The following is a 24,253-nucleotide window of genomic DNA, read 5'->3' as shown; positions in this document are numbered from 1 at the left end:
CTTATTCCACGATGACCGGGGTGCCGATGGGGGTATTCTCGAAGAACACCTTGGCCATCTTGTCCGGCATGCGCACGCAGCCATGGGAGGCGGCATAGCCGGGAAGGAAGCCAGTGTGCATGCCCACGCCGCCATTGAAGCGCATGAAGTAAGGCATGGGAGCACGCTCGAAGACCTCGCCCGGGCCGGGCCGATCCTTGCGGGTGTCGGCATCGTCATTGACGATTTCGCCAGTGGCCACATTGCGGATGACCCCGTAAAGCGAGGATTCGTGATGGCGGCTCTTTTGAGTCACCTTGAAGGAACCCTTGGGGGTGACCCGGCCTTCGATGCCAGTGGAGACCGGCGATACTCCGACCAATTGATTGCCTTTGTAATAATAGGCCCGTTGCTCCGCCAGATTGATGCGGATCTTGGGCGAGCCGGGGACTCCATCGCCATCCCAGAAGGAAGAAGACTCGTTGGGATTGGCCGAGCCATCATAGGGGGTAGTGGTCCGGATACCGGCCAAGTAGCCAGTAGAAGCTCCCGCCGAGCCCACCGTGGGGCCCGATACCGGGGTGCAGGATACGGAAACAAGCGCGGCCAAAAGGCCAGCCAGGGGGAAGATTCGCTTAAAGCTCATGGATGATAGGATTGGGGATGATCATAAACCCGAACGGGCTGATTGCAAACGACCACTCAAGAGACGCTTGCGCGCGGGGAAAATCGTGCTAATTCCCCTCCACGACAATCAAAAAATCATTATGCCCAACTATGACTACCGCTGCCAGACCTGTGGCCATACTTTTGAGGTCTTCCAAAAGATGAGTGACGACAAACTCACCGACTGCCCTCTGGACGAGTGCGACGGTGCGGTGAAGCGCCTCTTGGGCACCGGCGGAGGCATCATTTTCAAGGGAGGAGGTTTCTACGAAACCGATTATCGCTCCAAATCTTACACCGAGGGAGCCAAGAAAGAAAAGGCGGCCAGCGCGCCGAAGAAAGAGAGCAAGTCCGATGCCAAGAAGGACTGACTCTCTTTCCAGTCAGGGAATCTGCAACCTCCCCCGTAAATCACTCTCTACCAGATGGGAATAGGAACAGACAAGGAATAGCAGGGCTGCCACGTCCCCGATTCTTCGCAGCCGACAATTCGCAGTTCCAGAGAGACCTAACAAGTGAAGGGGCTTGTCATTTCGGGAAAAGGCCTGAATCTCTGGATTGTGGATATTCCGCAACCTCTCCTCATTCTCGGGCTCGTGCTGCTGCATTTCATTGGGGCCGCCCATGTCTTGCACGCCCTCTTCCGGGTGCGCACCCCGAGCGCGACCATTGCCTGGATGATTTCTCTGGTGACCTTCCCCTGGGTCGCCATTCCTTTCTACTGGGTCTTTGGCCGCAATATGCTGAGAGGCTATGTGCAAGCGCGGAAAAGCGACGACCAGTTGCTGAATTCCCAGGTCGATGCCCTTGAAACCTCCATCAAGCCCCATCGCCAGGAGCCGGACCGACCTTTTCTCAAGACGGCGGTGCGGCTCGGCGGCATGCCCATCACCCGGGGGAACGATGCCGACCTGCTCATCGATGGCGAAGAGATCTTCGCCCATATCTTCGAGGCCATTGCGACTGCCCGGGAGTATCTCCTCATCCACTTTTACATCATTAAAAGCGACCGGGTGGGACAGCGCTTCAAGGAAGCCCTCCTCGACCGGGCCAAGGCCGGAGTGCGCGTCCACTTCCTCTTCGACGAACTCGGCTCCCACTGCCTGCCCAATAGCTATCTCGACGAGCTGACTGCGGCAGGGGTGGAGTGCGTGCCTTTCGGCCGCACCCGCAAATGGTGGTCGCGCCTACAGCTGAACTTTCGCAATCACCGCAAGATTATCGTCATCGATGGCCGGGACGCCTTCATCGGCGGGGTCAATGTCGGTGACGAGTATCTCGGGCGCAATGAGCACTTCGGCAATTGGCGGGACACCCATCTGCGTCTGCGGGGTCCCGCCGTGCAGGCCGTGCAGCTGGTCTTTCTGGAGGATTGGTATTGGGCCACCCACCGCATCCCGGCTCTGGACTGGAAGTGCGTCCATGAGGAAGAGGATGCCTCCATCGCCATCGTGCCCACCGGGCCCAGCGACGAGCGGCCTTCCTTCCAATTGCTCATCGCAGAGGCGGCCAATACCGCGCGGGAGAAACTCTGGATTGCCTCCCCCTACTTCGTGCCCGACGACGGCGTGCTCACCGCTCTCCAGACAGCCGCCCTGCGAGGCGTGGACGTGCGCATCCTGCTACCGGAGAAGCCCGACCACTTGCTGGTCTGGCTCTCTTCCTTCACCTACTACCGGCAGACCCTGCCCTATGGCATCCGGCTTTTCCGCTATTCCGACGGCTTCATGCACCAGAAGGCCTTCCTCATCGACAACCAAGTCGCCGGGGTCGGAACCGGGAATCTCGACAACCGCTCGCTGCGTCTCAACTTCGAGATCACGGCTATTCTCACCGCCCAAGAGCATGTATACGAAGTGGCCGGAATGTTCACCGAGGACTTCGATTGCTCCCGGGAAGTGCATCGCGACGAATTCCTCGACAAGCCGATTCACTTCAAGTTGGCTGCCAAGCTAGCCCGCTTGCTGGCCCCCATCCAGTAGCCAACGCTAGCGATTCTGGAAGGCACCAAACTGGCCCAGACCTTCGCCCTCGCGCATGCTGTTCCAAGGCAAATCACTCTCCTCGGACTCGGGCAAAACGACCTGACGCTCCTTTTCTGTCGCACAGCTGGCCAAACCGAGGAAGAGGGCGGGCAATGCCAGCCAGAGGGCATACTTGAGTTTCATGACGGCAGTCTAGCGCTTCCGGAAAAACTGGCAAGCGCCCGTTGCAAAGTGCACCAAGAACTCTCGCTATCGATCACTTTGCAAAAAAAGACCCGCATGTAGAGCCGGGCAAGGACCGCTCAACCCATTGATAAAAAGCGAACTGATTATCATGGCATCCGATCTGCCTAATCAAAATCGCTATGAAAACTCAAGACCTTCCAAACACGCAGGAAACTCATCGGGAATCGGAAATCGAAGCGGGAACTCCCCTCCCGCACGACACCTCCGACTTTCAACCCAAGCACATCCCCCAGCCCCATGAGGACGAGGATGAAAGCGGCAGCCCTGTCTTTGCCCAAGCCAAGGAGACAGCCAAGGAGCGAGGCAAAGAGCTCGCCGAGAAGACTGGGCATCGCTTGAAAAGTCACGCCGACGGCTATCTCAGCAAGGCTTCGGCCCAAGTCCGCAATCTGCAACGAGCGGTCGACGGAGCGGATGGCCGCCTCAATGAACAGCAACCGGAGAGTCTGAAAAAAGGCACCAGCCATCTCTCCGGGGGACTGGACCGGGTGGCAGGCTATCTCGAGAGCAAGGACTCGCAAGAAGTCCTCGCCGACATGCGGCAAGTGGTGCGCGAGCATCCCGTGGCCGTTATCGGCGGCCTGCTAGCTGCGGGCTTCGTGACCGGACGCCTCCTCCGAGTCGGCCAAAGCAACTCTGAGCAAGCCGCCTAACCCCCGAAACAATGGTGACCACGAACAGGCTGGCTGAAAAGCCCCGCGCAAGGGAGGCGGCGGCAGGCCGGGGGGCCTCCTCCTCGCCCGTCGCCCACCTCTTGAGCGAACTCACTGCGGACGCTTCCCACCTTTTCCGGCAGGAAGTTGCCCTCGCCAAGGCAGAGATCAGCACGAAGGTGCACGAGGCCGCCCGCCACCTGATTTGGCTCTTCGCCGGTCTCTTTCTCCTCTGTGTGGGGATGGTGCTCGCCATGGCGGGACTTTCCTACGGAGTCGCCCAGCTCTTCCTGCTGGTCGGAGTGGGTCCGGTGATCGCGCAGTTCCTTGGCTTCCTCTTTTTCGGCTCCCTGGTCTTGGCCAGTGGAATCGGCATCTCTCTCCGCGCTCGCAACAAGCTGACCAGCGGCACTCTCATGCCCAAGAAGTCCGCCCGTCAGCTCTCCGCAACCCAATCTTGGGCAGAATCAAAACTCTCATGAATAATCCCAACGACCCCATCGAAGATCAAAACGCCCATGCCGAAGCTATCGAAAATGATATCGAAAGCACCCGTCAGCGCATGGACTCAACTTGGCAGAAGCTGGCAGAAAAAGCCGAACCCAACGAACTCTTGAGCAGTCTCTACGACTGGATGAGCGAAAAACTCGACCACTTGGAAACCAGCCAAGCCACCGAAGGACTGAAGGAAGCCGGGCACAAGGCCGGACGCTTTGTGCGGGAAAATCCGGTGCCCCTGGCTCTCGGCGTGGCTGCGGTTGGCAGCGCCTTCCTTCCCCCCTCCGACCGTTACCGCGAAATGGGCCGGGAAGCGAATGAACGTCTCCACCACTGGGGGAGGCGGGGGCGGGAGTCCGCCCGCGAGGTGCGCAACCGCACCGCCGAGAAGGTCGCTCCCGCCCGCATGGCCACCGAGCGCACCTTGGAAAAGGTCAGCCAGGCAACCAGCGAACAAAAGGAAGAGGTCAAGCAGGCCAGCCAGGAAGTCGTCCGGCAGGCCCAATCCTCAACCCAAGACCATCCCCTCGTCCTCTGTGCGGGGGCGGCGCTCTCCGGCTTTGCACTGGGTCTCATTTTGCCCAAGTCTGAGAAAGAAGAAAAACTCTACGGCAAAACCGCGACCGCAGTCCGGCAACGGGCGTCGCAAGCCTGTCGCTCCGCAGTGACCAGTGTGCGCGATGAGATCCGGGCCCACCGCCTCGATCGCGAGGGCCTGCAGGAGCGCGCCAAGGAGGCCGTTGACCGGGGAGCCGACCAAGCCGAGGAGGCGCTCGACGAGGTCTCTGCCCAGTCATGAGTTCCTCACTTCCTCGTCACCACCGGGGATTTGCGATTGGGAAAAAGAGTGCGGCAAATCTCGCACACCCTTCCGTCGCAGCCCCGGGCGGTGCAGGCGTCGCGACCGTAAAAGATGATTTGGAGATGAAGCTTGTTCCAACTTTCCCGGGGGAAAAGCGCTTTCAAATCCCGCTCAGTCTGCACCACATTTTGTCCGGATGTCAGCTTCCAACGCTGCGCCAGACGATGGATGTGGGTATCGACGGGAAAGGCCGGCTCGCCAAAGGCCTGCGCCACCACGACCGAGGCCGTTTTATGACCCACCCCCGGCAAGGTTTCCAGCTCGGCGATGGTGCGCGGGACTTCCCCTGCGAATTTTTCCATCAGCAGCCGGGAAAGCTCGCGAATCGCCTTCGCCTTCCGAGGAGCCAGACCACAGGATTGGATCGCCTCTTGGATGACCGGAACCTCCAGCTCCGCCATGGTTGCCGGTTCATCCGCCAGCGCGAAAAGTCCCGGGGTCACGAGATTGACCCGGGCATCGGTGCACTGGGCGGAGAGCAGAACCGCCACCAGCAAGGTGAAGGGGTCCTTGTGATCCAAAGGAACAGGCGTCTCGGGATACAACTCCTCGAGACGCCTGAGAATAAAATCGGCCCGTTCTTGTTTGCGCATCGGGCTAGGTCAGCGGATGCCGGGGAAAAATCAACCCTGAGTATCGTCGCCGGGATTGCTGAAGCCAGCCACCGCAGCGCCACTCTTCACCTTGCGCTCGGCAGCAGCATACATGTCGGCGCAGTGCCAGTAACCACGACGGCCCTTGAGGAGAGCGAGGGTGCGCTCCCAGGAGCCCCACTGGATGACATCAATTTCAATCGTGCGGAGACCCCACTTTTTCATGCCCGCGAGAGTGGGGTGGAAGATGTCCACAGTATTGGTGCCGGTCAGGGCGGAACCGTAGTCGTCCACCACGTAGAGATAGGGCATACCCTTGATTTTGAATTTGGTGCCAACGGGATATTTGGACCAATCGGCGGCCGCGCTGCGGACTTCGCCATACTTGAGGATGCCGCCCTCCGCATTCATGCGACCGGGAGCACCGGGCTCATTCTGCATGTGGGAGTAGGCCGTTGCCCGCACCACGCGGTGGGTCTGGTCGTCAGGGTAGCTGGGGAAACCGTGTTTGTCTTTGGGGAGGTGGGCCACTTCTTCGAGCAGGGCGACATTGGCCTCGGCAGGCAAATTGCCACCCACATTCTCGGTCCAGGTCTTGGAGGCCGCTTTCCGGGGAGCCTTTTCCGCAGTTGCGGCAACCGAAGTCGAGGTGCAACTGGTGAGGAGGGCGAGAGAGAGACCGACAAGGGCAGACGCGATTGGGAGGATTCTCATAAGTGATTTTGTTCGTGGAACAATTACTTAACTTTCGCTAAGCAATCGAACCGGACGCCAAAATGGGGGAAAAAATCACGGTGTAAATCCTTTTTTAACACGGATTTCTAAATCTTTCAGAAAAAGTCACAAATTTTAAGCCCCCCATTCGGCCCGCTAATCAAGGCCCAGCAAGGATCTAACCTCATTGGGAAGGAAAGACGGCTCACTGGCTTCCTCGGCCGCAATTTTCATCTGCTGACGCAAAATTTTGGGATCGACCGGGGGCAGATAGCCGGTCAACGCTCCGCGCAAGGCGTCCAGTGGATCGGCATTTTTGGCTTTCACGGCCCGAAACACCTTCACCGCGATGGCCTCCGCAGCCCCCGGCGTGAGGAGATGAGGGACCAGCGCTTCGAATTCGGCAAAGGCCTCCTCGGGAATGGGAAGTCCCCGCGCCCCGCAGAGCGCGCGCAAGAGGGTGAAGCCCTCCCGGGCGCGGGTGGTGGGAAAAAGAGGAATCTTGATATCGACGCGACCGGGACGCTTGAGGTCGACCTCGATGAGATCGGGTCGGCTGGAGGCAAGGACCCAGACGATCTTACCCCGGTTACGGGTGTCGGACATCTCGGCAGCCATCATGGAGTAGACCCGGCTGGACACACCGCCATCGCCGCTGCCCGACTGCCGCTGGCCCAGAGCCTGGTCGGCCTCGTCCACAAACACCAGACAGCGGCCGAGGGCATGGAGGAGGGCAAAGATTTTTTCAAGATTGGCTTCCGTGCTCCCGACCCATTTGTCGCGAAAGTTGCGCATGACAACCATGGGCACGCCCGCTTCTCCAGCGAGGCACTCCGCGAGATAGGTCTTGCCCGTGCCCACGGGGCCGCAAAAGAGGTAGCCCATCGGCATGGCCGCGCGTTCACCCCGATGCCAAAGGGCCAAATCATCACGAAGCCAGTCCTTGACACCCTCCAGGCCGATGACTTGCGAGAGATCGCGGTCCGGCTCCACAAACTCGATGAGTCCCTCGCAATCATGCTCCACCAACTCGCGTTTGAGCCGTCCCACGTCCTCTTCGAGCAGAGGTTTTTGCTCAAATTGCCGTCGACGCACGAGGGCCTCGACAGAGGAGAGCGAGGCCCCTCGCAACGCCTCCGCGAGTGCCCGCAAGCGATCCTCGTAGTGCCGGAGGGCCTGGGGCGCCCCCTCCTGCAAGGAAGCCAAGGCCCGGGCCATCATCGACGTCGAAGGGAGCGGCAACTCCACGGAAAAAATGGCGGGTTCATGCACCAGCACGGGATGGAGATTGGCGATCCGATCGGCCACGAGGAAGACCGCTTGCCCGTTTTCCTGCAGCCGACCTCCCGCCGCCCAACCCCGGAGCAAGCTGGCGAGGGCATTGATTTCGTAGCTGGTGGACTGGGAAACGAGAGGGACGACCAGCTGGGCTTCTTGCACCACGAAGGCCACCCGGGGACTGCGACCGGTCAAGAGGCGGCTGTTTCGTTGAAAACGCAAGAACTCACCCACAGCGCGCAAGGTCGCCAAGGGCTGGGAGGGGACGTCGCGCGAGCCTGCCCATTTCTCGAACTGCTCACTCCCGCGCAGGACCTGCAATCCCTCTCCCAAACTATAAATGAGTATGATCTCGAAGCGGGGAAGCAGCACCTCTTTGAGAAAGTCGCGCAGAGGTCCCAGGTGCTCGCCACCCCCATGGCCATCGGACGGGCTCCCGGACGGCAGGAGAACCCGGTCTCCGACATTACCATGAAGCACAAAACAACCGGCAATTCCGCTCTCGTAGCCATTGATGACCTCCTGAGCCCAGGCGGGAATTTCATTCATTCTTCCTGAAAACTAACAATTCCCACCAGCCTTGGCAGCAAAAATCCCCTACCCTTCAACCATCAGAATCGATTATTGGAGAATAAATTAACATTTTAGTCGGATAAACAAAAGAGGTAGGCACGTTGATTGCTCAAAATAGTTGGCACATCTAGCCTGAACACTGTGCATTTTTTGTATTTACAAATCGCAGCTTTAGGGCAATTTTAACAAACGAAGACCGGATTACCCAATCCTGACAACTCAAACCACTCGCCATTTATCGAGCCATGAAGACCTCCACCTTCCCCCGGACCGCCCACCAGAACGATCCCGGCTTTTCTCTCATCGTCACCGTGACGATGATGGTGCTACTCTCGCTCATTGCGGTCGGCATTCTCAGTCTGTCTTCCACCGTTTTGCGGTCGAGCAACTCCGAACAAGCCCGCCTGGAGGCCCAGGCCAATGCCCGGCTGGCTTTGCAATTGGCGCTGGGACAGCTGCAAGAGGCCGCCGGACCGGACCAACGAATCACGGCTCCCGCCAACTTGCTGAACGCGGGAGAATCCCAAGTAGTGACCGGCGTCTGGGAATCGCTGGCCCTCGATCCCAATGGTGGGCAAGACCTGGATGGCAGCAAGCGCTCGCCCCAGAGTTCGGCCACAGCAGATGGAGAGTTCATCACCTGGCTTAACTCGGACTCCTTCGGTCGCGAGCCCAACCCTGAAGAAGTCTTGGATCGCAGTAATCAGAGCACCCCTCTCTTTCAGCTCCCCACAGGCGAGAGTTCCGATCAGGTAACCGCTCGCGTGATTTCGCTCAATCAAGGACGGGGTGGAGTGGCTTGGACCACCGTGGACGAGAGCGTAAAAGCGCGCTTCGATCTGCCGGAAGAAGAGCAACTCGCAGTCAACAACACCAGCGAGAGCGAAGTCGGTCGCGATCGCTTGCGCAACCCAGCCCGCCAGAGCCCGGAGACCCTCGAAGCCATTGCGCACGCCCCCTCGGTGGCAGAGGCCGCCAAACTGGCCAGTTTCGGCCAGGGCGCGCTCTTGTCAGGAAATAGCGAGAGTTTTGCCGAGCACTTCAACGATTTGACCCCTTGGTCCCTGGGCGTTCTCTCCAATCCAGTGGAAGGCGGACTCAAAAAAGACCTGACCGTGGCCTTCGAAAGCGAAACTGATCCACTGGAAGGGAAGTTTGCCTACTCTCAGGACGAGCAAGCACTGGCTCCGGCCGAACCCTACATGAGCACCTTGCGGGAATACTATCGTCTCTATAAAGAACACGGCTCCTCCCACAGCGAGCTGCTCGCCAGCGTGCCCGACGACTACAACCCCTTCGAAATCGACCGCCGCACCCGCGAGCAAACCCCGGCTCCGGTCGCCCCAGAGGGCAACCTGCTCCTCCCCGTCGTCTCCCGGGTCAATGTCGTCTTCTCCCTCGTCGGTCATGAAGCCCATGGCAACTGGCTTAAAACCATACCAGAATCCCACAACGACGCCCGCCGCACCCAAATGGTCTACATGATCTACACCCCAGTCGTCACTCTGCACAATCCTTACACCAAGCCGATCACAGTTAATGAGCTGACTCTTTCCTTCAAGGATCTCCCTTTGGCCTTCCGCATGTTCCGCAACGGCCAGCCGCAGGTCAATGAACCGGCCCTTCTTTCCAAGATGCACATTGATACCGAGCACACGGCGAACTTTGAGGACACCTTCGAGTGCACCCTGGCGGCCAGTGCCAACGCCTCGCAAGGAGGCGCCATCACCCTGGCGCCGGGAGAAGCCCGGGTCTTTGGCCTCAACCACCGCCCGGGGACCACTTGGTCCAGCATCACCAACTACTACGCGGCCGGCAGCAGCAACTTAACAAACTCCATCGTGACCCGCCCCGGCTACAACAGCGGCAACTCGGGATTCGTGGTCGATTGGCTCAATCCCGACACCTCGGGTCGCACCTCCGATGCCAAAACCGGGGTCTTCGGCGTGCGCACCACCGACAGCATCAATGTGGAAATCCGGCCCAAAGTGCCCCTCGACAGCCGGGGCCGCCCCCATGAAAGCTTCACCATCGATATCGCCGCCAAGATTGGCAACTCGCGCCGGGCAGAGCCCATTGGGGCCTATCGCTACACCTATGGAACGGAGCAGCGCCTTATCGAAGCCTTCGAGGAAGGAGAGCATCCCGTCATTGGCAAATTCAGCTTCCCTTATCTGCGGGAAAAGGACTGGCGTTACAATGAGTTGAGCCAGCCCAACTTGCACACCACTCCCATCGAAAGCTGGACCGCGCCCAAGCAGTTCGCGGTCTTCACCATGGCGACCCGCACGGCCCACGACTCCCTTTACGCCACCCGTCCCGGACGCGATACCAACTTTGCCCACAATGTGTTGGATATGGACATCACCAAGAACCATCCGGCCAAGATGCCCATGGAGGTCTCCTTCCTCCCCGTCATCGGCAGCCCGGGTTCCTCCAACAATCCCGCCACCATCAACGTCTGGTCCAAGGACGATCCACGCACCTTCTTCTTCTCGGGCTGGACCAGTGATCTCGGCTTCCCCAACTACCCCTCGATCGAGATTCCCCGCACTCCGCCGACCAACTTGACCCAGTTCCGCAATGCCAATCTGGCCTCCTCAGGGCACTTTCCCATGACGGCCAAGACCATCGGCGAGTCCTTCGCCCACCCTTTGATCCCAGCCAATCGGGCCATTGATCGGGGCAGCGACTTCGACTACAACACCCTGGACCACTCCTGGTTGGCCAACAACACCTTCTACGACAACTTTTTCCTCTCGGGATTGCGTGATGAGAAGGAATTCAGCGATTTCCTGAGTGGCGAGAAAGTGCCTTTCAATTCCCGCAGCCAGCAGCATCTGCCCGTGGGCCAGAGCGAGGACTCGGCAGTGGAGCTCTACCGGGCCCCGGAAGGCTGGACCACCAGCGCGGCCTTCCAGATGATCAAAGCACCCTTCAACGTGAACTCCACCTCGGTGCAGGCGTGGAAGGCCGTCCTTGCCTCCGGGGGGGAAAGCGAGGTGCCCGTCATCGACCCCACCAACATGGAGGAAGAGCTCTTCGAAGCCTTTGCCCCCTTCCCCCGCCTGCTCGACGGCCCCAGCGGCCCGGTGGATCCCAAGGCCGGCTTTCTGGGCTCCCAGGAGCGGTGGACCGGCTTCCGCCACCTAGATCCCGATGAACTGGAGCGCCTCGCCGAAGCCATCGTCGAGGTGGTCCGCGAGCGCGGCCCTTTCACCTCCCTCTCCGAATTCGTCAACCGGCGCCTGGACAATGGCAGTTCGCCTCTGAGCCGCCAGGGAGCTCTCCAGCAGGCCATTGAACAAGCAGGCCTCAACGACGGCATCTTTGCCGAGCGCGAAGTTTCCCTGACCGAAGCGCAGGATTACGAATACGCCAACCCCGAGGCCGCCCTCGGTGATGTCGAGTCCGCCGCCGCAGTCTACCTCACCCAAGGCGACCTCCTGGACCGCCTGGCTAACTCCCTCACCGTGCGGGGAGACACCTTCGTCATCCGCGCCTACGGAGATGCCAAGAACAAGGCCGGGCAAATCCTGGCTTCCGCCACTTGTGAGGCCGTGGTGCAGCGCCTGCCCGACTACCTCGCGCCCGAAAGCCATCTGGGTGCCAAACCCGCCGAGACCGCCCGCAGCGACGAGCACGCCCTCGAACACGAAGTCAACGAGCGCTTTGGCCGCCGCTTCGTCGTCCGCTCCTTCCGCTGGCTTTCCCAGGAAGAAGTTTAATCCCAACTCCTCATTCCCGACCCACAATCATTCATGAGAATTCTGACCCTCTTACTCGCCCTCGCCAGCCTCCTCGGAGCGCAAGACCTCCGCGAAGTCTCCCTCCGCACCCTCTGCTTCAAACGCGTGGGCAGCGTCAAGGAAGTGATGTTGCTGACTGGCTCCAAGGAAAATCCCGAGCCCGTGGCGGTTCCTCTCTACACCGGCATTTATTCCGACCCCATTCAAACCATGGTGAGCGGCGATCGCTTGACCTTCGCCCTCCCCGCAGCAGGCGGAAGCGGCTTCAAGACCGTCGGAGAAGGAAAACTTCCCCCCAAAGGCACCCGCCTGCAGGCGATCTTCATCCCTTCGGGTAAGCCTGATCAACCCTACAACGTGCTGGTTCTCGATGAAGGGGAGGACAACTTCCCCCTGGGCGAGACCATCCTCATCAACCTTGCGCCCGAGCCCACCCGCATCACCTTGGGCGAACATGACAAGACAGTCGCCCCCGGCAAAATGGAGCGCCTCCCCATCGCCACCGACACCAACGAGTTCAACCAAACAACCGTGCGCATCTTCGTCCCCGGGTCGGAGAAGGGCAAGTGGCGACCGGTCAGCTCGACCACCTGGCAGGTGCTGCCCAACCTTCGCAATCTGGCCATCGCCTACCAGAATCCCCGCAATGGCCGCACCTCGGTGGATTCCTTCCAGGAAGTGCCCCCCTGGCGGCTGGAGCAATTCGAGGAGCCGTAAAAGTTTTTAGAAAAATTACGGAAATGTTAAAAACTTAATTGACCGTAAGAGCGCGGAGTGTCATAAGCTGTCGCGTTATGAATGCCTTGCCCCGCCTGCTCAAGCTTTCCCTCCTCCCCCTCATGGCCATCAGCCTGCAGGGGGCGACCTACGAGGTCAAATCAGGAGACACCCTTTCTTCCATCGCGCGGAAGACCGGGACCACGGCCAAGAAATTGATGGCCACCAACGGCATCACCGACCCGACTAAACTCCGGGTCGGGCAGACCCTCACTCTGCCAGGCGGCGGCAGCAGCACGCCCAGCCAGCCCACCCGGGTGCAAAGCACCGGCAGCCACACCGTCAAGTCTGGCGAAACGCTCTACTCCATCGCCCGCCGGCACGGCATGTCGGTGGCCCAGCTGACCCGGCTCAATCCCGGGCTGGACCCCGCCAAGCTGGCCATCGGGCAAAAGCTCCGCACCAGTGGCTCCGCGCCCCAAGAGGAGGAAAAGCCCGCGCCCAAGCCCACCCCCGCGCCCCAGCCGGAGGTCGCCAGCGCCAGCCAGCAGCCCAAACCACCAGTGGCCAGCCCGCCCCGGCCGACCCCCACCCCCCGGCAAGACCCGGCTCCCACGCCACCGCCCGCCGCAGCGGCCCCCACCCAACCAACAGCGGTGGCAGAGAGCGCACCCGCGCCCACTCCCGGAAAGCCAACGACCCGCGAGCTCGTGGCCGAAGGAGCCGACCAAGCTCCCCCCGCCAACATCAAAACGGTGAAAATTGACAAAGAAATCTCTTACGGAGCCTTGGCCAGCGCACACCACACCAGCACCAAGGAATTGAACGAACTGAATGCTCTTTCGCTCAAGCCCACCACCATGCTGGCCAAAGGCTCCGCCATCTACGTCCCGGGCGACGACTCCCCCGCCCCTGCCGAGCAAAACTGAGCTGGTCTTCTCTCGTTCGATCCTTTCTCTCACGGCAAGGCAGAGATGGCACCCGACGGATTCTACCCAGGATCCGCCGGGTGCCTTTAAATTTCGCGGCACGCGATTGGCGGGAGTTGGAATTCGTGGCATGGTCCTTTTCCCGCTCACTCATGCAGGACATCGAAACCGTCACTCCGCACCACCCTCTGGAGGAATTCTCCAGTATCGTGGATGTGCGCACGCCCCCGGAGTTTGCGGAGGACCACTTGCCCGGAGCCATCAATCTGCCCGTGCTCACCACCGCCCAGCGGGTCGAGGTCGGGACCCTCTACAAGCAGGATCCCTTCGCAGCGCGCATCATGGGGGCCCGCTACATTTCCCTGAATGCGGCCGACCATTTGCTCACTTTGGAAGGGCAGTGGGACCGCCACGCCCAGCCCCTGCTCTATTGTTGGCGCGGCGGGTTGCGCTCCCATTCGCTGGCCCACATCCTGCGCTCGGTAGGCTGGCGGGCCCGCCTGCTGGAAGGCGGCTACAAGGCCTACCGCAAGTTTGTCCTCGCGGATAGCGACGAGCGCCTGACGAGGGGAGGACTTCACTTTCACGTCCTCGCGGGCCTGACCGGCACCGGCAAGACCCGCCTCCTCCACCACCTCTCCCGGGCAGGAGCCCAAGTGCTCGATTTGGAACAGCTGGCCAATCACCGCGGCTCCCTGCTGGGAAACCTCGGCCCGCAACCTTCCCAAAAACTTTTTGAAAACCGTCTTCACCAAGCCTTGGCCACGATGAGGGCTCATTCCCCCATCTTCGTCGAGGCCGAGTCCAACCGCATCGGCCAATGCCACCTCCCCGCCCCGCTGTGGCAACGGCTCGCGGAGGCCCCGGTCACCGAGGTCCGCCTTCCCTTGCCCCACCGCGCACGCCTTCTCCTGCAAGACTACCCCCGCTTCCTGGATAATCCCCAGGAACTGATGAACCTGCTCGACAAGCTCCGGCCGCTGCGGGGGAATGAGCAAGTCAATCGCTGGCATGAGCACATCCTTGCCAAAGATTGGCCCGCCTTTCTGGAATCCGTCCTCCGCGACCACTACGACCCCGCCTACCGCGCGGCGGGGGAAAAGGACTCCAACTATCGTAAGCCCGACGCGGTGCTTGCGCTGGCTGACGATAGCCCCACCACCTTTGCAAAGGCCACCCGGCAACTGCTCGCCCCATGATCGACGCCCACAACCACCTGCAGCAATTTGCCGACCCGGAGACCATTCTGGCAACCGCACGTGCAGCCGGGGTGGAAAGGCAACTCGTCAATGGCACCTGCGAGGAAGATTGGCCCCGGGTGCGGGAGCTTTGCGCCCACCATCCCGACGAACTCTGGCCCTCCTTCGGCCTCCATCCCTGGGAGGTGCCCCACCGCTCCCCGCAATGGGCCAGCACTCTGCGGGACTTGCTGGCGAAGACCCCCCATGCCGCCCTTGGGGAATGCGGCCTCGATCGCTGGAAGAAGCCCCACGACCTCCCAACCCAGGTCGACTGCCTGCAGATTCAAATCGACTTGGCCAAGGAGCTGGACAGACCTCTCACCATTCACTGCCTCCAAGCTTGGGGGCCCTTGCTGGCGCTCTTGCAAAAACAGGACCACCTTCCCCCTTTCCTCATCCACGCCTTTTCCGGAAGCCGCGAAATGATGGCGGAATTCGCCAGCCTCGGAGCCTACTTTTCCTTCAATGGTTTCTTCTTGCACGAAAGAAAAGCGCTTCTCCGGGAGACCTACCGCGAGATTCCACCCGACCGCCTTCTCCTGGAGAGCGACGCCCCCGCCATGCTCCCGCCGCCCGACTTCGTCACCCATCCCCTGCCCGCAGAACAGAATCACCCCGCCAATCTGCCCATCAGCCTGCAAGAATTGGCAAAAATCCGATCCTGCCCAACGCCACAGCTGGCCCGTCAACTTGAGCAAAACTTTCACCGCTGGCACCGCCAACGGGCCCACTGAGCCCGGCCCTTTCGACTATTCCGAAAAGCGGAGCCCGCCAAGCGGGCAGTGGGAAAGGGCAGCAGGCCCGCGCAACAAGCAAACCCCAGGACGGGTAAAAACAAGATAGACCCGCGCCCGAGGACGAGTAAGCTTGCCAAAATGAAAGTTGCTTCCGCTCTCTCACTTCTTCTCGCCCTCTCGCTGTTGGCGCAGCAGGGCAACCGCGATGACCACGAAAACATGGATCCGGTCGTGCCTGAGGAATTGATTCCGCCCGCCCCGGTCCTCACCCTCGAACAAGCTCTCAAAACCTTCCGCGTCGCGGACGGCTACGTCATCGAACCCGTGGCGGCCGAGCCCCTGGTGGAAAAACCGGTCGCCCTGACCTTCGATGCCAATGGCAACATCTGGGTGGTGGAGATGCGCGGCTACATGCCCGACCTCGATGGCAACGATGAGGACAAGCCCCAAGGACGCATTGCCGTTTTGCAGGATACCGACGACGACGGCCAGGTGGACAAGCGCACCATCTTCTGGGACGGAATCCACCTGCCCCGGGCAGTGACCTTGGTCAAGGACGGGGCCCTCGTAGCCGACAACACCAGCCTCTACTTCGTCCCCCGCGAGGGCATCGAGCGCACGGGCGAGCCTCGCCTAATCGACGATCAATACGCCCCCTCCGGCAACGTCGAGCACCGCCCCAATGGCATGATGCGCCACCTCAACAACTGGTTCTACAATGCCAAATCGGATAAGCGCTACCTGTGGAAAGACGGCCAACTGACCCGGGACGACACCGCCTTCCGCGGGCAATGGGGCATCACCATGGACAGCTTCGGCCGCCTGTATCACAACAACAATTCCACCATCCTCTTCGGGGATCGCCTCCTGCCGGATACCTTGGATTCCTTTGCTGCCGCCAAGTTCAAGCCCAACAGCGCCGCCCGCCTGGGCTCCAATCGGGTCTTCCCCATCCGGGTCACCCCCGGGGTCAATCGCGGCTACATCTCCCGCGCCAATGGCTATGATAACGACACCCTGGACCCAAAGACGCACAAGCTGATCAACACCACCGGAGCAGCCGGTCTCGCCTTCTACCGGGGCGACAACTTCCCGGAGAGCCACCGCGACCTGGCCTTCACTACCGAATCAACGGTCAATCTGGTCAAAGCAACCCGCGTCACTGCTGACGGGCTCACCCTCAAGGGCGAGCATCTCTTCAAAGACCAGGAATTCCTGGCATCCACCGACGAGCGCTTCCGCCCGGTGAATGCCCACACCGCGCCCGATGGCACCCTCTACATTGTCGACTTTTACCACGGCATCATCCAACACAAGACCTACCTGACCTCCTACCTGCGGGCGCAATACGAGTCCCGGGGCTTGCAAGCCCCGGCCTACGAGCTGGGCCGCATCTACCGCATCCGCCACGCCGCCACTCCTCGCGGACCGCAGCCCAAACTGGCCACAGCCTCCCGCGACGAACTGCTCAAAGCCCTGGCCCATCCCAATGGCTGGTGGCGTGATACCGCCCAACGCCTGCTCATCGAACGGGCCGAGGAGGGCACCGCCGAGGCCCTGCGCAATGGCCTCGCCAAGCACGACAACGAACTGGCCCGCCTACACATCCTCTGGACCTTGCAAGGCCTGGAGGCTCTCACCGCAGCGGACCTGCAACCCTTGTTGACCAAGGAGGACGACGCCGCCCTGCAGTGCCATGCCCTCGCCGCCGCCTTGACCCTCCCGGTCGCAGAGCGAGCCCAGTTGGCGGAAGCCGCCGCCCCCCTCGCCCACGAGGAATCGGTCGCCACGCCCTATGCCCTCCGCCTTCTCAGCTCTCTGCCGGCCAGCTACTTCCCGGAGGTTGCCTCCGCCCTCAAAAAGACCGCCCGCAGCCCCTTCGCCACCGACGTGGTCACCACCGGGCTCCTGAAGCAAAACGTGACCACCTTCCCGGAGACCAAAACCAAGGTCGACGGTTACCTGACCGCTTTTGCCAAAAACGCCCAGAGCATTCCCCCTGAGCAACGGCTGAAGGGCTCCCACCTGGAGTCCTTCCAACGGGGCAAGGCCCTCTACCTGGGAGCGGCCGCTTGCGTGGGTTGTCACGGCACCGACGGGCAGGGCCTGCCCAACCTGGGACCTCCCTTGGATGAATCCGAATGGGTGGAAGGCAGCCCCGAGCGCCTGGCCAAGATTCTCCTCCACGGCTTGCAGGGACCCATCACCGTCAATGGCAAGAAATACACCCCTCTGGCCGCCATGCCCGGTCTGGCCATGAACCCCACCATCAGCCATGAGAACATCGCCGATATCATGACTTATCTGCGCGCCGAGTGGTCCAATACCGCGCCCCTCGTGCTGCCGGCCACGGTGGAAAAAGTGGCTCAGGAGACCGCCAGCCGCAATGGCCGGGTCTACACCGCCAAGGAGCTCGAAGACTGATTCGGCAAACCGGATACCGAGTCTCAAGAACCAGCCACGACCTTCTCCGGAAGGTCGTTTTTTTTGCTAGAATTCCCGCGCCACACTGAGCCCGAAGTGGTGCAGAACAAAATCCACCGAGCTGTTGGAATACTCCCCGGCCCGGTAACCACTCTCGCCCACCCGGGCCTTTTCACCGAATTCGATTCCATAGCTGGCATCAATGCGCCAATCCCCGCTCCGCCAGCCCAGGCCCCAGGTCAAGGCGTGCTCGGTGATGGATGCGTTCAATGGCGTCACCAGGCTCCGGGGCACGGGAGAGTCGCCAAAGCGCCACCCTCCCCGCAGGGTCCACTGCTCGTCGAGCTCATACTCGACCCCGAGGGCGAGGACCAGGCGGTCGTCCCACTCCAAGGGCACCCGATCCTGCGGAGCATCGGTGGCAATCGCTCCATTGACCGCGCCGTTGCTCCCCCCGGAAAGAGCGACCGGAAACTCGTCAAAAGAAGAACTCCAGTCAAACCACTCCGCCCACCCGCCCACCCGCAAGCGTTCCTGGGCCTGCCAGGAGAAACCCAAACCGATCATCAGGGGCAGGGTGTTGCGACTCCGCGCCTCGTAGTCCGCTTGCGGGTCCGCCAGCCCCGGGATCTGCGCCGAGAAGTCGGCCCGGGCCGAGCCCTCGTTGTCCAGCTCCACCTCGGGCCGGATCCGCAGGGCGAACTGCCAGTCTTCGTGTGGATGATAGAGAGCACCCAACTCCCAGGTGGGGGCCCAGCCCTCCGTCTCGAGGTCGAGGTCCACCTTCGCACCCGCGAGGGCGGGATGGGTTTGGAAAATAAAGGGGGCATCGAAGTCGACCCGACTGTAGATCGCCCCCAGACTGGCTCCGAGGGAGAGTTCGGGAGTCACTTGCCACGCTAGGGCGACATTCCCCTTGAGAGCGAGGAAGCCGCTATCGTGCCCCACCGCGCCGTAGCTCACCCCACTGCCTGTGGCGGGCACATCAGAGTAGTCCCACTCTGCCGCGAGGGCACCCACCGGAGCCAGCGAGACTCCCAGCCAGAGCGGGCGGTCGGGGAACTGCCAGGCGAGTGCGGCTTCAGGGAAGGCTCCTCCGGCATTCTCCAGCCCGGAGGTCACTCCCTGACGCCGAAACTGCCCGTCTCCCAGCAGAGCCCGGCCCGCGAGGACCCATTCGGATCGCTCCAAGGTGGTCAAGGCAGCCGGATTGAGCTGCATGGTGGCCAGAGAATCTCCTCCCGTGCCGCCGAAGGCCCCCGCAGTGCCGGAGTCCGCCGCGCCGTAGCCCCAGCGCCACACCCCATTGGCCTGGAGGACCTCTACGCCCGCCAGCCACAGCCCCCCTGCCACCCATGGCAACCTCCCAGCCCAAGCCCAACCGTTCATGGCCCTATTTGCTAAAGAAAGGGCTGCCTTCTGTCGAGCAGACCCGGAAGAGAAAAAAGTGCCACCCCCCTGCATCCAAATCTTCGGGACAGTCGTTGCTCCTCGTGAAGACCATTACCACCGCTCTTCCCAACCTCCCTGCCACTGCCATGAACAAACACCACTCCCCACTGCGCACCCTCAGCCTGCTGGCCTTGCTGGCCACGGCGAGCACCTCGCCAGCTTCCACTATCATCGCCAATTTGGTCTACACCGACCAGGGCGATGGCTCTTATCTATATGAGCTGACCATCACCAATGACTGCCCGGAGGACGTCTTCACCTTCGACTTCACGGATGTGCCTGCCAATGATTCCATCCTCGGCCCTTCGCTCACCATTCCCATGGGATTTGATGGCGACTATGATGCTTCCACTCCCGCCCTGGGCTTCTTTGGAGACAGCGAACTCTTCATGGCGGGCGAGACTTACTCCGGCTTCAGCTTCCTCAGCAACGCCGCCCCCAACACAGCCTTCACGATGTTTCAGGCATCAACCTTTGCGGACGACATCACCGGGAGCGTCACCATCTCTCCCGTGCCGGAGCCCAGCAGCAGCCTGCTCGCCGGACTGGTCTTCGGCGCCAGCATTCTCCTCCGCCGCCGCCCGGCTTGAACCCCTTTTCCCCCTCACCCCACAATAGCTATGAAAATCACCAAACCTATCTTTGCCAGCTTGACCCTGGCCCTTGGCAGCGGCCCGAGCTTCGCCTCCAGTCACAGCGATGCCCCGCTCATCAAGCAAGATCCTCAGGCCAATCTCACCGATGTCTACGCCTTCGTCGGCACCCGGTATAATGATGAGACCCAGAATGTGTTGAACGTGCTCGTCAGCGTGCGCCCCTTCTCCGAGCCGGGAGATGGCCTGATCTACGAGCGGTTTGCTCACGATGCCCAATACAGCATCCACATCACCCACCCCACCACCGGGGCGGAGATTGACCGCTATGACTTCGAGTTCTCCAATGTCAGTGTGGTCAAGAATCCGGATACCATCCTCTCTTATGGCTTGGGAACCGAGGCGGGCCCCATCATGACCATTGATGACGCGCGGCAGAACTTCACCCAAACCTATACCGTGAAAAAGAACGGCCTCGTCCTCGGCGAGGATCTGCCCATTCCTCCCCCCAATATCGGGGCCCGCACCACCCCGCCGTATAACGATGCGAATGGTGAACCCCTCTCCGGTGCGACCAACCTTGCCGAATTGGACCCTCTGACCGCAGCGGGCATCTCCGACCTCGGCGGAGGTCTCGTCTCCTGGGCCGGCCCCCGCGAGGACGGCTTCTACGCCGATACCCCCGGCATCTTCGACTTCCTCAACCCCCGTATCCTCGACAACGACGGAGATGGGGCGGATGGACTTGGCCAGGATGGCAATGGCGTCGACGGCTTCCAGGGCTTCAATGTCTTGACCTTTGCCCTGCAGATCCCGGTCGGCTCGCTGACCCCCTCCGACTATCAGGAGCCGCTCGTCGGTGACCGCAGCGGAGTGGGCGTCTATGCTTCGGTCAGTCGCCAGCGCTACACCCTGCGTTCGGCTGGCAAGCCACCCCGCGGGTCCGGTCCCTGGATTCAAGTCAATCGCTTGGCCAATCCTCTCTTCAATGAAGTGCTGGTGCACAATCGCGACAAGGACAACTACAACCTGACCAAGCCCACGGGAGATGCCGCCTATGCGACCTATGCCGAGAATTCCCACCTGGCCTTTCTCATCAATGCGGTCACCTTCCAGAGCGAGGATCCTGCCAACGGCCCATTGGTCGTGAGCGGGAGGGCCGATCTGGCCGCCATTTTCCTCCCCGACGTCATCCGGGTGGATACCACCACCGGACCGGTGCCCCTTCCGGGTCAAGCAGGCTTCAATCGCCTCAGCTTGATTGGTGGCGACACTTCCGGCTGGCCCAATGGACGCCGGATTGGCGAGGACGTGGTCGACATCGCCCTCTCGGCTGTGGCCAGTGGCCCGGGCTACGAGGAGATCACCATCGTGGGCGACAACGTCGCGGAGAATGATCAGGACTACAATCTGGTCTTCCCTTACTTGGGAACACCCCATGCCGGCACCACGGTGGATCAACGCCAGAATCCCGCCCCGCCCGCACAATAGTCCCCTTTTCCCATCCCCAACCGGCCGGAGAGAGTCCACCCCCTTGTTCGTCACAAAAAGGGCTCTCTCCGGCCTTTCCTATCCTTGGAAAAACCCCTTTTTCCCTTCAACCAATCGACATGAAGACCAGACTCCAGCCCCTTTCCCGAATCCTTCTGATTCTGTCCGCAGCCCTGACCGACTTGTCCGGCGAAACCATCACGGCGTTGGAACTCAGCGCCCGGGGAAACGCCCTCATGCAGGAGGCCCGCAATATCCTGAGTCACGACTTTTCCGAAGCAGCTGCCGCCTATCGCGCGGCCCTGGCCAAGGACCCGAACCACTTGGAAGGCCTCCTGGGGATGGCCTGGGTCGCCAACTCCAATCACGACTTCGCCGCCGGGCGGAAATGGGCGGAAAAGGCCCTGGCCCGGGATTCACAAGCCGGAGACGCCCACGCGCTCCTCGGCGATGGCGCCATCGAGCTCGGCCGCTATGAGGAGGCCTTCACCCACTATCAGGCCGCGCTCGATATCCGGGCCGATCTTTCCACCCTCAGCCGTTCAGCCCACCTTCTCTGGCTGCACGGAGAAGACGAGCGGGCCCAGGAAATGATGCGGGAAGCCATCACCAGCGGTGGTCCCCACCCCGAGAATGGGGCCTGGTGCCGGGCCGAACTCGCCCTCATCCAGCTCAAGTGCGGTCACTCTCCCAAGGCCCGCCAGTCTGCCGAAGCGGCGGTCGCCCTCGCTCCCGGCAATCCCCGCGCCCTCAATATCCTCGCTGGCCTGGAGGCGGGAGAGAACAACCCAGCCGCCGCTCTCCGCCTCTACCGCCGATCGGTCGAGGTCATGCCCACCCACGATGCGCTGGCAGGGATCGCGGATCTCCTCACCGTCTTGGGCGAAAAGGAGACTGCGGCCCGGCAAATCGAAACAGTGATTCGCTTTCACCTGCCGGAAGCCCACCATCACGGCGACGGACACCACCATAGCCACGGCCCGGCGGGTCACACGCACCAGGCCAGCAGCCAGCTCGCGCTCTTCCTCGCCGACCACCGTCACGACCTCCCACTAGCTGTGAAACAAGCGAAAGAAGCTTACGAACAATACCCCAACATCCACGCCGCGGATGCCCTGGCCTGGTCTCTCCATCAGAATGGACAGAGTGAAGAAGCGCGGGAATGGTCCCGCAGGGCCCGCGCTCTCGGCACCAGTGAACCTCTCTTTTACTATCACGCCGGGGTCATCGAATGGTCGCTGGACAACCCGGGGCAGGCCGCGGAATTTCTACGGAAAGCGCTCGCCCTGCATCCCCACTTCCATCCCCTTCATGCCTCCCGCGCGCGGGAAATCCTTTCCAAGCTGCCTTCCCAATCATAAATCCCTTCCCCTCCCCATGAGCTCCGCCGCCAGCCCCGAAGACCTTTTGGCCCAAGTTGCCGAGGGTTCTCCGGATGCCTTTTCGCAACTCTATGACGAGTTCGCCAGTGCCTTGCTGGGCATCACCCTCGGCATTCTGAAAAATCGCGCCGAAGCAGAAGAAACCCTGCAAGATGTCTTCGTCACCATCTGGAAGAGCGCCCACCAGTACCGGCCCGAACTCGGCAAAGCCAGCACCTGGCTCATCAGCCTCACCCGCAACCGGGCCATCGATCGCCTCCGCAGCCGGCAACGCCGCGACAAGCTGGCCGATGCCGCCAAGAGCGAAACCTTCCGCGAGCCCGGCGAGCCTTCCCCGGACAGCCCCCTCATCGCGGCCGAGCTCAGTGAGCGCGTGCGGCAAAGCCTGAAGACCCTCCCCGAGGAGATGCGCACCGTCCTGGAGCTGGCCTTTTTCCATAGCTTGACCCATCACGAAATTTCCGAATACCTCAATCAACCCCTCGGCACCGTGAAGTCCCGTATCCGCCGGGCCATGGAGCGCATCAAGACCACCCTCTCCGACATCTCCGACTACCGAACTGAATCCTGAACCCCCATGAACCCCAAGCAAGACCCCTCCCCCGCCCACGAGCAGGCCACGGAACTGGCCGCGCTCAGTGGATTGCATGCCCTTGATAGCGAGCAGGCTGCCGCTATGGCGCACTGCCAATCTTGTCCGCTCGGGCAAGCCTTCCGTGCCTCCTGGGGATTTGATGAAAGTGTCGCCCAAATGACTGCCTCCCACTACCCCCCCGTCGCTCCCTCCCCCGACCTTAAGAACAAGATCTTTGCCGCCATCGGCCAGGAAATACCCTCCCCCACGCAGCCTTCTGCCCAAGAAAACGAAGAGCCACCCGAGGGCGGCTACCACTTCATCGGTCACGACGAAGGGGAATGGCAGAGCCTGCCCGGAGAGAAAATCCGCCTCAAAACCCTCTCCGATCTACCGGAAGCGGCCCACACCACCATTTTGTTGGAGGCGGATCCCGGCGCCGAGTTCCTCCCCCACGCCCACGAGGGCATGGAAGAAATTCTCCTCCTCAGCGGCGACCTGACCACCCTGGGCCGGCGCCTGCAGCCAGGCGATTACCTGCGCCACGAGCCGAATACCCTTCATGCCAAGGCGGTCTCCGAGCATGGCTGCCGGGCCCTCCTCATCACCGCCCGGGAGAACCATCCGCGCCGGGCCATCAGTGCCTACAACGAGCTCAAGAATCTTCTCAAGGGACTCACTCAGAAAAGTTAGGCTCTCCCGACGAAAAACGAGCTTGCTTCTCGGTCCGGGATAAGAGAGGAAACCCTTCGCAGACAGCGAAACGGGGTGTAGCGCAGCTTGGTAGCGCGCGTCGTTCGGGACGACGAGGTCGCAGGTTCGAATCCTGTCACCCCGACCATTTTCCGCAGGAAAATGCCTTTTGGCCGCAGGCCGCTACAGGATGAGAACTTCAGTTCGAGCCGAAGCGAAGCGCA

The 24,253-nt window shown here is 61.4% G+C and carries 22 protein-coding genes and 1 tRNA gene; 17 read left to right on the top strand and 6 right to left on the bottom strand.

Features of this window, described 5'->3' with window-relative positions; all coding sequences use genetic code 11:
• Window position 1: 1 nt before the first annotated feature.
• Entirely contained in the window at window positions 2-625 is a 624-nt protein-coding gene (locus JIN78_RS10815; RefSeq protein WP_200391986.1) for a L,D-transpeptidase family protein, read from the bottom strand.
• An 85-nt stretch (window positions 626-710) separates the two neighbouring features.
• On the opposite strand from JIN78_RS10815, the gene JIN78_RS10810 reads away from it, so the two are divergent.
• Window positions 711-1,016: an FmdB family zinc ribbon protein gene (locus JIN78_RS10810; protein WP_200391985.1), complete on the top strand. Its 306-nt coding sequence runs from the start codon at window positions 711-713 to the stop codon at window positions 1,014-1,016.
• 144 nt (window positions 1,017-1,160) lie between these two features.
• Window positions 1,161-2,627 (top strand): cardiolipin synthase, encoded by a 1,467-nt coding sequence (cls, locus tag JIN78_RS10805; protein WP_200391984.1) that lies wholly within the window; start codon window positions 1,161-1,163, stop codon window positions 2,625-2,627.
• Between the two features lie 6 nt (window positions 2,628-2,633).
• Here cls and JIN78_RS10800 read toward each other — a convergent pair whose 3' ends face one another.
• A complete protein-coding gene (locus JIN78_RS10800) occupies window positions 2,634-2,813 on the bottom strand; it encodes a hypothetical protein (RefSeq protein ID WP_200391983.1) in 180 nt (59 codons plus the stop codon).
• Between the two features lie 182 nt (window positions 2,814-2,995).
• Between JIN78_RS10800 and JIN78_RS10795 the strand changes: the two genes are divergently transcribed.
• Genes JIN78_RS10795 through JIN78_RS10785 form a run of 3 tightly spaced genes read left to right on the top strand, consistent with a single transcriptional unit; the run spans window position 2,996 to window position 4,826 of the window.
• Window positions 2,996-3,529, top strand: coding sequence for a hypothetical protein (locus tag JIN78_RS10795; RefSeq protein ID WP_200391982.1), 534 nt, complete (start codon window positions 2,996-2,998; stop codon window positions 3,527-3,529).
• 11 nt (window positions 3,530-3,540) lie between these two features.
• On the top strand, window positions 3,541-4,011 hold the full coding sequence (locus JIN78_RS10790) for a phage holin family protein (RefSeq protein WP_200391981.1): 471 nt from the start codon (window positions 3,541-3,543) through the stop codon (window positions 4,009-4,011).
• Complete coding sequence (locus JIN78_RS10785; RefSeq protein ID WP_200391980.1) at window positions 4,008-4,826, top strand: DUF3618 domain-containing protein; 819 nt, start codon at window positions 4,008-4,010, stop codon at window positions 4,824-4,826. Before JIN78_RS10790 ends, JIN78_RS10785 begins: the two co-directional genes overlap by 4 nt.
• A 5-nt stretch (window positions 4,827-4,831) precedes the next feature.
• On the opposite strand, the gene nth is transcribed toward JIN78_RS10785, so the two are convergent.
• The 3 genes from nth to JIN78_RS10770 all read right to left on the bottom strand — a co-directional run bounded on the left by nth (window position 4,832) and on the right by JIN78_RS10770 (window position 8,023).
• Complete coding sequence (gene nth / locus JIN78_RS10780) at window positions 4,832-5,482, bottom strand: endonuclease III (protein ID WP_200391979.1); 651 nt, start codon at window positions 5,480-5,482, stop codon at window positions 4,832-4,834.
• A 30-nt stretch (window positions 5,483-5,512) separates the two neighbouring features.
• Complete coding sequence (locus JIN78_RS10775; RefSeq protein ID WP_200391978.1) at window positions 5,513-6,196, bottom strand: 3D domain-containing protein; 684 nt, start codon at window positions 6,194-6,196, stop codon at window positions 5,513-5,515.
• A gap of 156 nt (window positions 6,197-6,352) precedes the next feature.
• Entirely contained in the window at window positions 6,353-8,023 is a 1,671-nt protein-coding gene (locus JIN78_RS10770; RefSeq protein ID WP_200391977.1) for an ATP-binding protein, read from the bottom strand.
• 269 nt (window positions 8,024-8,292) lie between these two features.
• Between JIN78_RS10770 and JIN78_RS10765 the strand changes: the two genes are divergently transcribed.
• From JIN78_RS10765 to JIN78_RS10740, 6 genes are all read left to right on the top strand, one after another.
• Window positions 8,293-11,775 carry a hypothetical protein gene (locus JIN78_RS10765; protein WP_200391976.1) on the top strand — a complete coding sequence of 1,161 codons (3,483 nt, stop codon included), beginning with the start codon at window positions 8,293-8,295 and terminating at the stop codon, window positions 11,773-11,775.
• 33 nt (window positions 11,776-11,808) lie between these two features.
• The gene (locus JIN78_RS10760) at window positions 11,809-12,513 is read left to right on the top strand and encodes a hypothetical protein (protein WP_200391975.1); all 705 of its coding nucleotides are present in this window, start codon (window positions 11,809-11,811) and stop codon (window positions 12,511-12,513) included.
• Between the two features lie 77 nt (window positions 12,514-12,590).
• Complete coding sequence (locus JIN78_RS10755) at window positions 12,591-13,442, top strand: LysM peptidoglycan-binding domain-containing protein (RefSeq protein WP_200391974.1); 852 nt, start codon at window positions 12,591-12,593, stop codon at window positions 13,440-13,442.
• Window positions 13,443-13,522: 80 nt separating this feature from the next.
• A complete protein-coding gene (mnmH, locus tag JIN78_RS10750) occupies window positions 13,523-14,641 on the top strand; it encodes a tRNA 2-selenouridine(34) synthase MnmH (RefSeq protein WP_200391973.1) in 1,119 nt (372 codons plus the stop codon).
• On the top strand, window positions 14,638-15,417 hold the full coding sequence (locus tag JIN78_RS10745; RefSeq protein ID WP_200391972.1) for a TatD family hydrolase: 780 nt from the start codon (window positions 14,638-14,640) through the stop codon (window positions 15,415-15,417). The genes mnmH and JIN78_RS10745 overlap by 4 nt, the downstream gene beginning before the upstream one ends.
• 141 nt (window positions 15,418-15,558) lie before the next feature.
• Window positions 15,559-17,844: a DUF7133 domain-containing protein gene (locus tag JIN78_RS10740; RefSeq protein ID WP_200391971.1), complete on the top strand. Its 2,286-nt coding sequence runs from the start codon at window positions 15,559-15,561 to the stop codon at window positions 17,842-17,844.
• A gap of 66 nt (window positions 17,845-17,910) precedes the next feature.
• Here JIN78_RS10740 and JIN78_RS10735 read toward each other — a convergent pair whose 3' ends face one another.
• Complete coding sequence (locus tag JIN78_RS10735; RefSeq protein WP_200391970.1) at window positions 17,911-19,233, bottom strand: OmpP1/FadL family transporter; 1,323 nt, start codon at window positions 19,231-19,233, stop codon at window positions 17,911-17,913.
• A 104-nt stretch (window positions 19,234-19,337) separates the two neighbouring features.
• Here JIN78_RS10735 and JIN78_RS10730 point away from each other — a divergent pair, with 104 nt between their 5' ends.
• The 6 genes from JIN78_RS10730 to JIN78_RS10705 all read left to right on the top strand — a co-directional run bounded on the left by JIN78_RS10730 (window position 19,338) and on the right by JIN78_RS10705 (window position 24,177).
• Window positions 19,338-19,886: a PEP-CTERM sorting domain-containing protein gene (locus JIN78_RS10730; protein WP_200391969.1), complete on the top strand. Its 549-nt coding sequence runs from the start codon at window positions 19,338-19,340 to the stop codon at window positions 19,884-19,886.
• Window positions 19,887-19,916: 30 nt separating this feature from the next.
• Window positions 19,917-21,380: a DUF4331 domain-containing protein gene (locus JIN78_RS10725; protein ID WP_200391968.1), complete on the top strand. Its 1,464-nt coding sequence runs from the start codon at window positions 19,917-19,919 to the stop codon at window positions 21,378-21,380.
• Between the two features lie 119 nt (window positions 21,381-21,499).
• Window positions 21,500-22,741, top strand: a complete 1,242-nt coding sequence (locus tag JIN78_RS10720; protein ID WP_200391967.1) for a tetratricopeptide repeat protein — start codon at window positions 21,500-21,502, stop codon at window positions 22,739-22,741.
• A 16-nt stretch (window positions 22,742-22,757) separates the two neighbouring features.
• Complete coding sequence (locus JIN78_RS10715; protein WP_200391966.1) at window positions 22,758-23,333, top strand: sigma-70 family RNA polymerase sigma factor; 576 nt, start codon at window positions 22,758-22,760, stop codon at window positions 23,331-23,333.
• Window positions 23,334-23,339: 6 nt separating this feature from the next.
• Complete coding sequence (locus tag JIN78_RS10710; RefSeq protein ID WP_200391965.1) at window positions 23,340-24,029, top strand: cupin domain-containing protein; 690 nt, start codon at window positions 23,340-23,342, stop codon at window positions 24,027-24,029.
• 71 nt (window positions 24,030-24,100) lie between these two features.
• Window positions 24,101-24,177, top strand: a tRNA-Pro gene (locus JIN78_RS10705).
• Window positions 24,178-24,253 lie beyond the last annotated feature (76 nt).

Origin of the sequence: Roseibacillus ishigakijimensis (assembly GCF_016595415.1) — a bacterium.
Taxonomy (GTDB): domain Bacteria; phylum Verrucomicrobiota; class Verrucomicrobiia; order Verrucomicrobiales; family Akkermansiaceae; genus Roseibacillus; species Roseibacillus ishigakijimensis.
The sequence above is the reverse complement of the archived record's forward strand: the minus strand, read 5'-3'. Positions and strand labels throughout refer to the sequence as shown.

What these genes read in the sequence shown, in the direction of transcription:
- JIN78_RS10725 (WP_200391968.1), top strand. Translation starts at nt 19,917, where the DNA reads ATGAAAATCACCAAACCTATCTTTGCCAGCTTGACCCTGGCCCTTGGC.
- JIN78_RS10760 (WP_200391975.1), top strand. Translation starts at nt 11,809, where the DNA reads ATGAGAATTCTGACCCTCTTACTCGCCCTCGCCAGCCTCCTCGGAGCG.
- JIN78_RS10740 (WP_200391971.1), top strand. Translation starts at nt 15,559, where the DNA reads ATGAAAGTTGCTTCCGCTCTCTCACTTCTTCTCGCCCTCTCGCTGTTG.
- JIN78_RS10795 (WP_200391982.1), top strand. Translation starts at nt 2,996, where the DNA reads ATGAAAACTCAAGACCTTCCAAACACGCAGGAAACTCATCGGGAATCG.
- JIN78_RS10770 (WP_200391977.1), bottom strand. Translation starts at nt 8,023, where the DNA reads ATGAATGAAATTCCCGCCTGGGCTCAGGAGGTCATCAATGGCTACGAG.
- nth (WP_200391979.1), bottom strand. Translation starts at nt 5,482, where the DNA reads ATGCGCAAACAAGAACGGGCCGATTTTATTCTCAGGCGTCTCGAGGAG.
- JIN78_RS10720 (WP_200391967.1), top strand. Translation starts at nt 21,500, where the DNA reads ATGAAGACCAGACTCCAGCCCCTTTCCCGAATCCTTCTGATTCTGTCC.
- JIN78_RS10735 (WP_200391970.1), bottom strand. Translation starts at nt 19,233, where the DNA reads ATGAACGGTTGGGCTTGGGCTGGGAGGTTGCCATGGGTGGCAGGGGGG.
- JIN78_RS10745 (WP_200391972.1), top strand. Translation starts at nt 14,638, where the DNA reads ATGATCGACGCCCACAACCACCTGCAGCAATTTGCCGACCCGGAGACC.
- JIN78_RS10765 (WP_200391976.1), top strand. Translation starts at nt 8,293, where the DNA reads ATGAAGACCTCCACCTTCCCCCGGACCGCCCACCAGAACGATCCCGGC.
- JIN78_RS10815 (WP_200391986.1), bottom strand. Translation starts at nt 625, where the DNA reads ATGAGCTTTAAGCGAATCTTCCCCCTGGCTGGCCTTTTGGCCGCGCTT.
- JIN78_RS10800 (WP_200391983.1), bottom strand. Translation starts at nt 2,813, where the DNA reads ATGAAACTCAAGTATGCCCTCTGGCTGGCATTGCCCGCCCTCTTCCTC.
- JIN78_RS10775 (WP_200391978.1), bottom strand. Translation starts at nt 6,196, where the DNA reads ATGAGAATCCTCCCAATCGCGTCTGCCCTTGTCGGTCTCTCTCTCGCC.
- JIN78_RS10785 (WP_200391980.1), top strand. Translation starts at nt 4,008, where the DNA reads ATGAATAATCCCAACGACCCCATCGAAGATCAAAACGCCCATGCCGAA.
- JIN78_RS10755 (WP_200391974.1), top strand. Translation starts at nt 12,591, where the DNA reads ATGAATGCCTTGCCCCGCCTGCTCAAGCTTTCCCTCCTCCCCCTCATG.
- JIN78_RS10710 (WP_200391965.1), top strand. Translation starts at nt 23,340, where the DNA reads ATGAACCCCAAGCAAGACCCCTCCCCCGCCCACGAGCAGGCCACGGAA.
- JIN78_RS10715 (WP_200391966.1), top strand. Translation starts at nt 22,758, where the DNA reads ATGAGCTCCGCCGCCAGCCCCGAAGACCTTTTGGCCCAAGTTGCCGAG.
- JIN78_RS10790 (WP_200391981.1), top strand. Translation starts at nt 3,541, where the DNA reads ATGGTGACCACGAACAGGCTGGCTGAAAAGCCCCGCGCAAGGGAGGCG.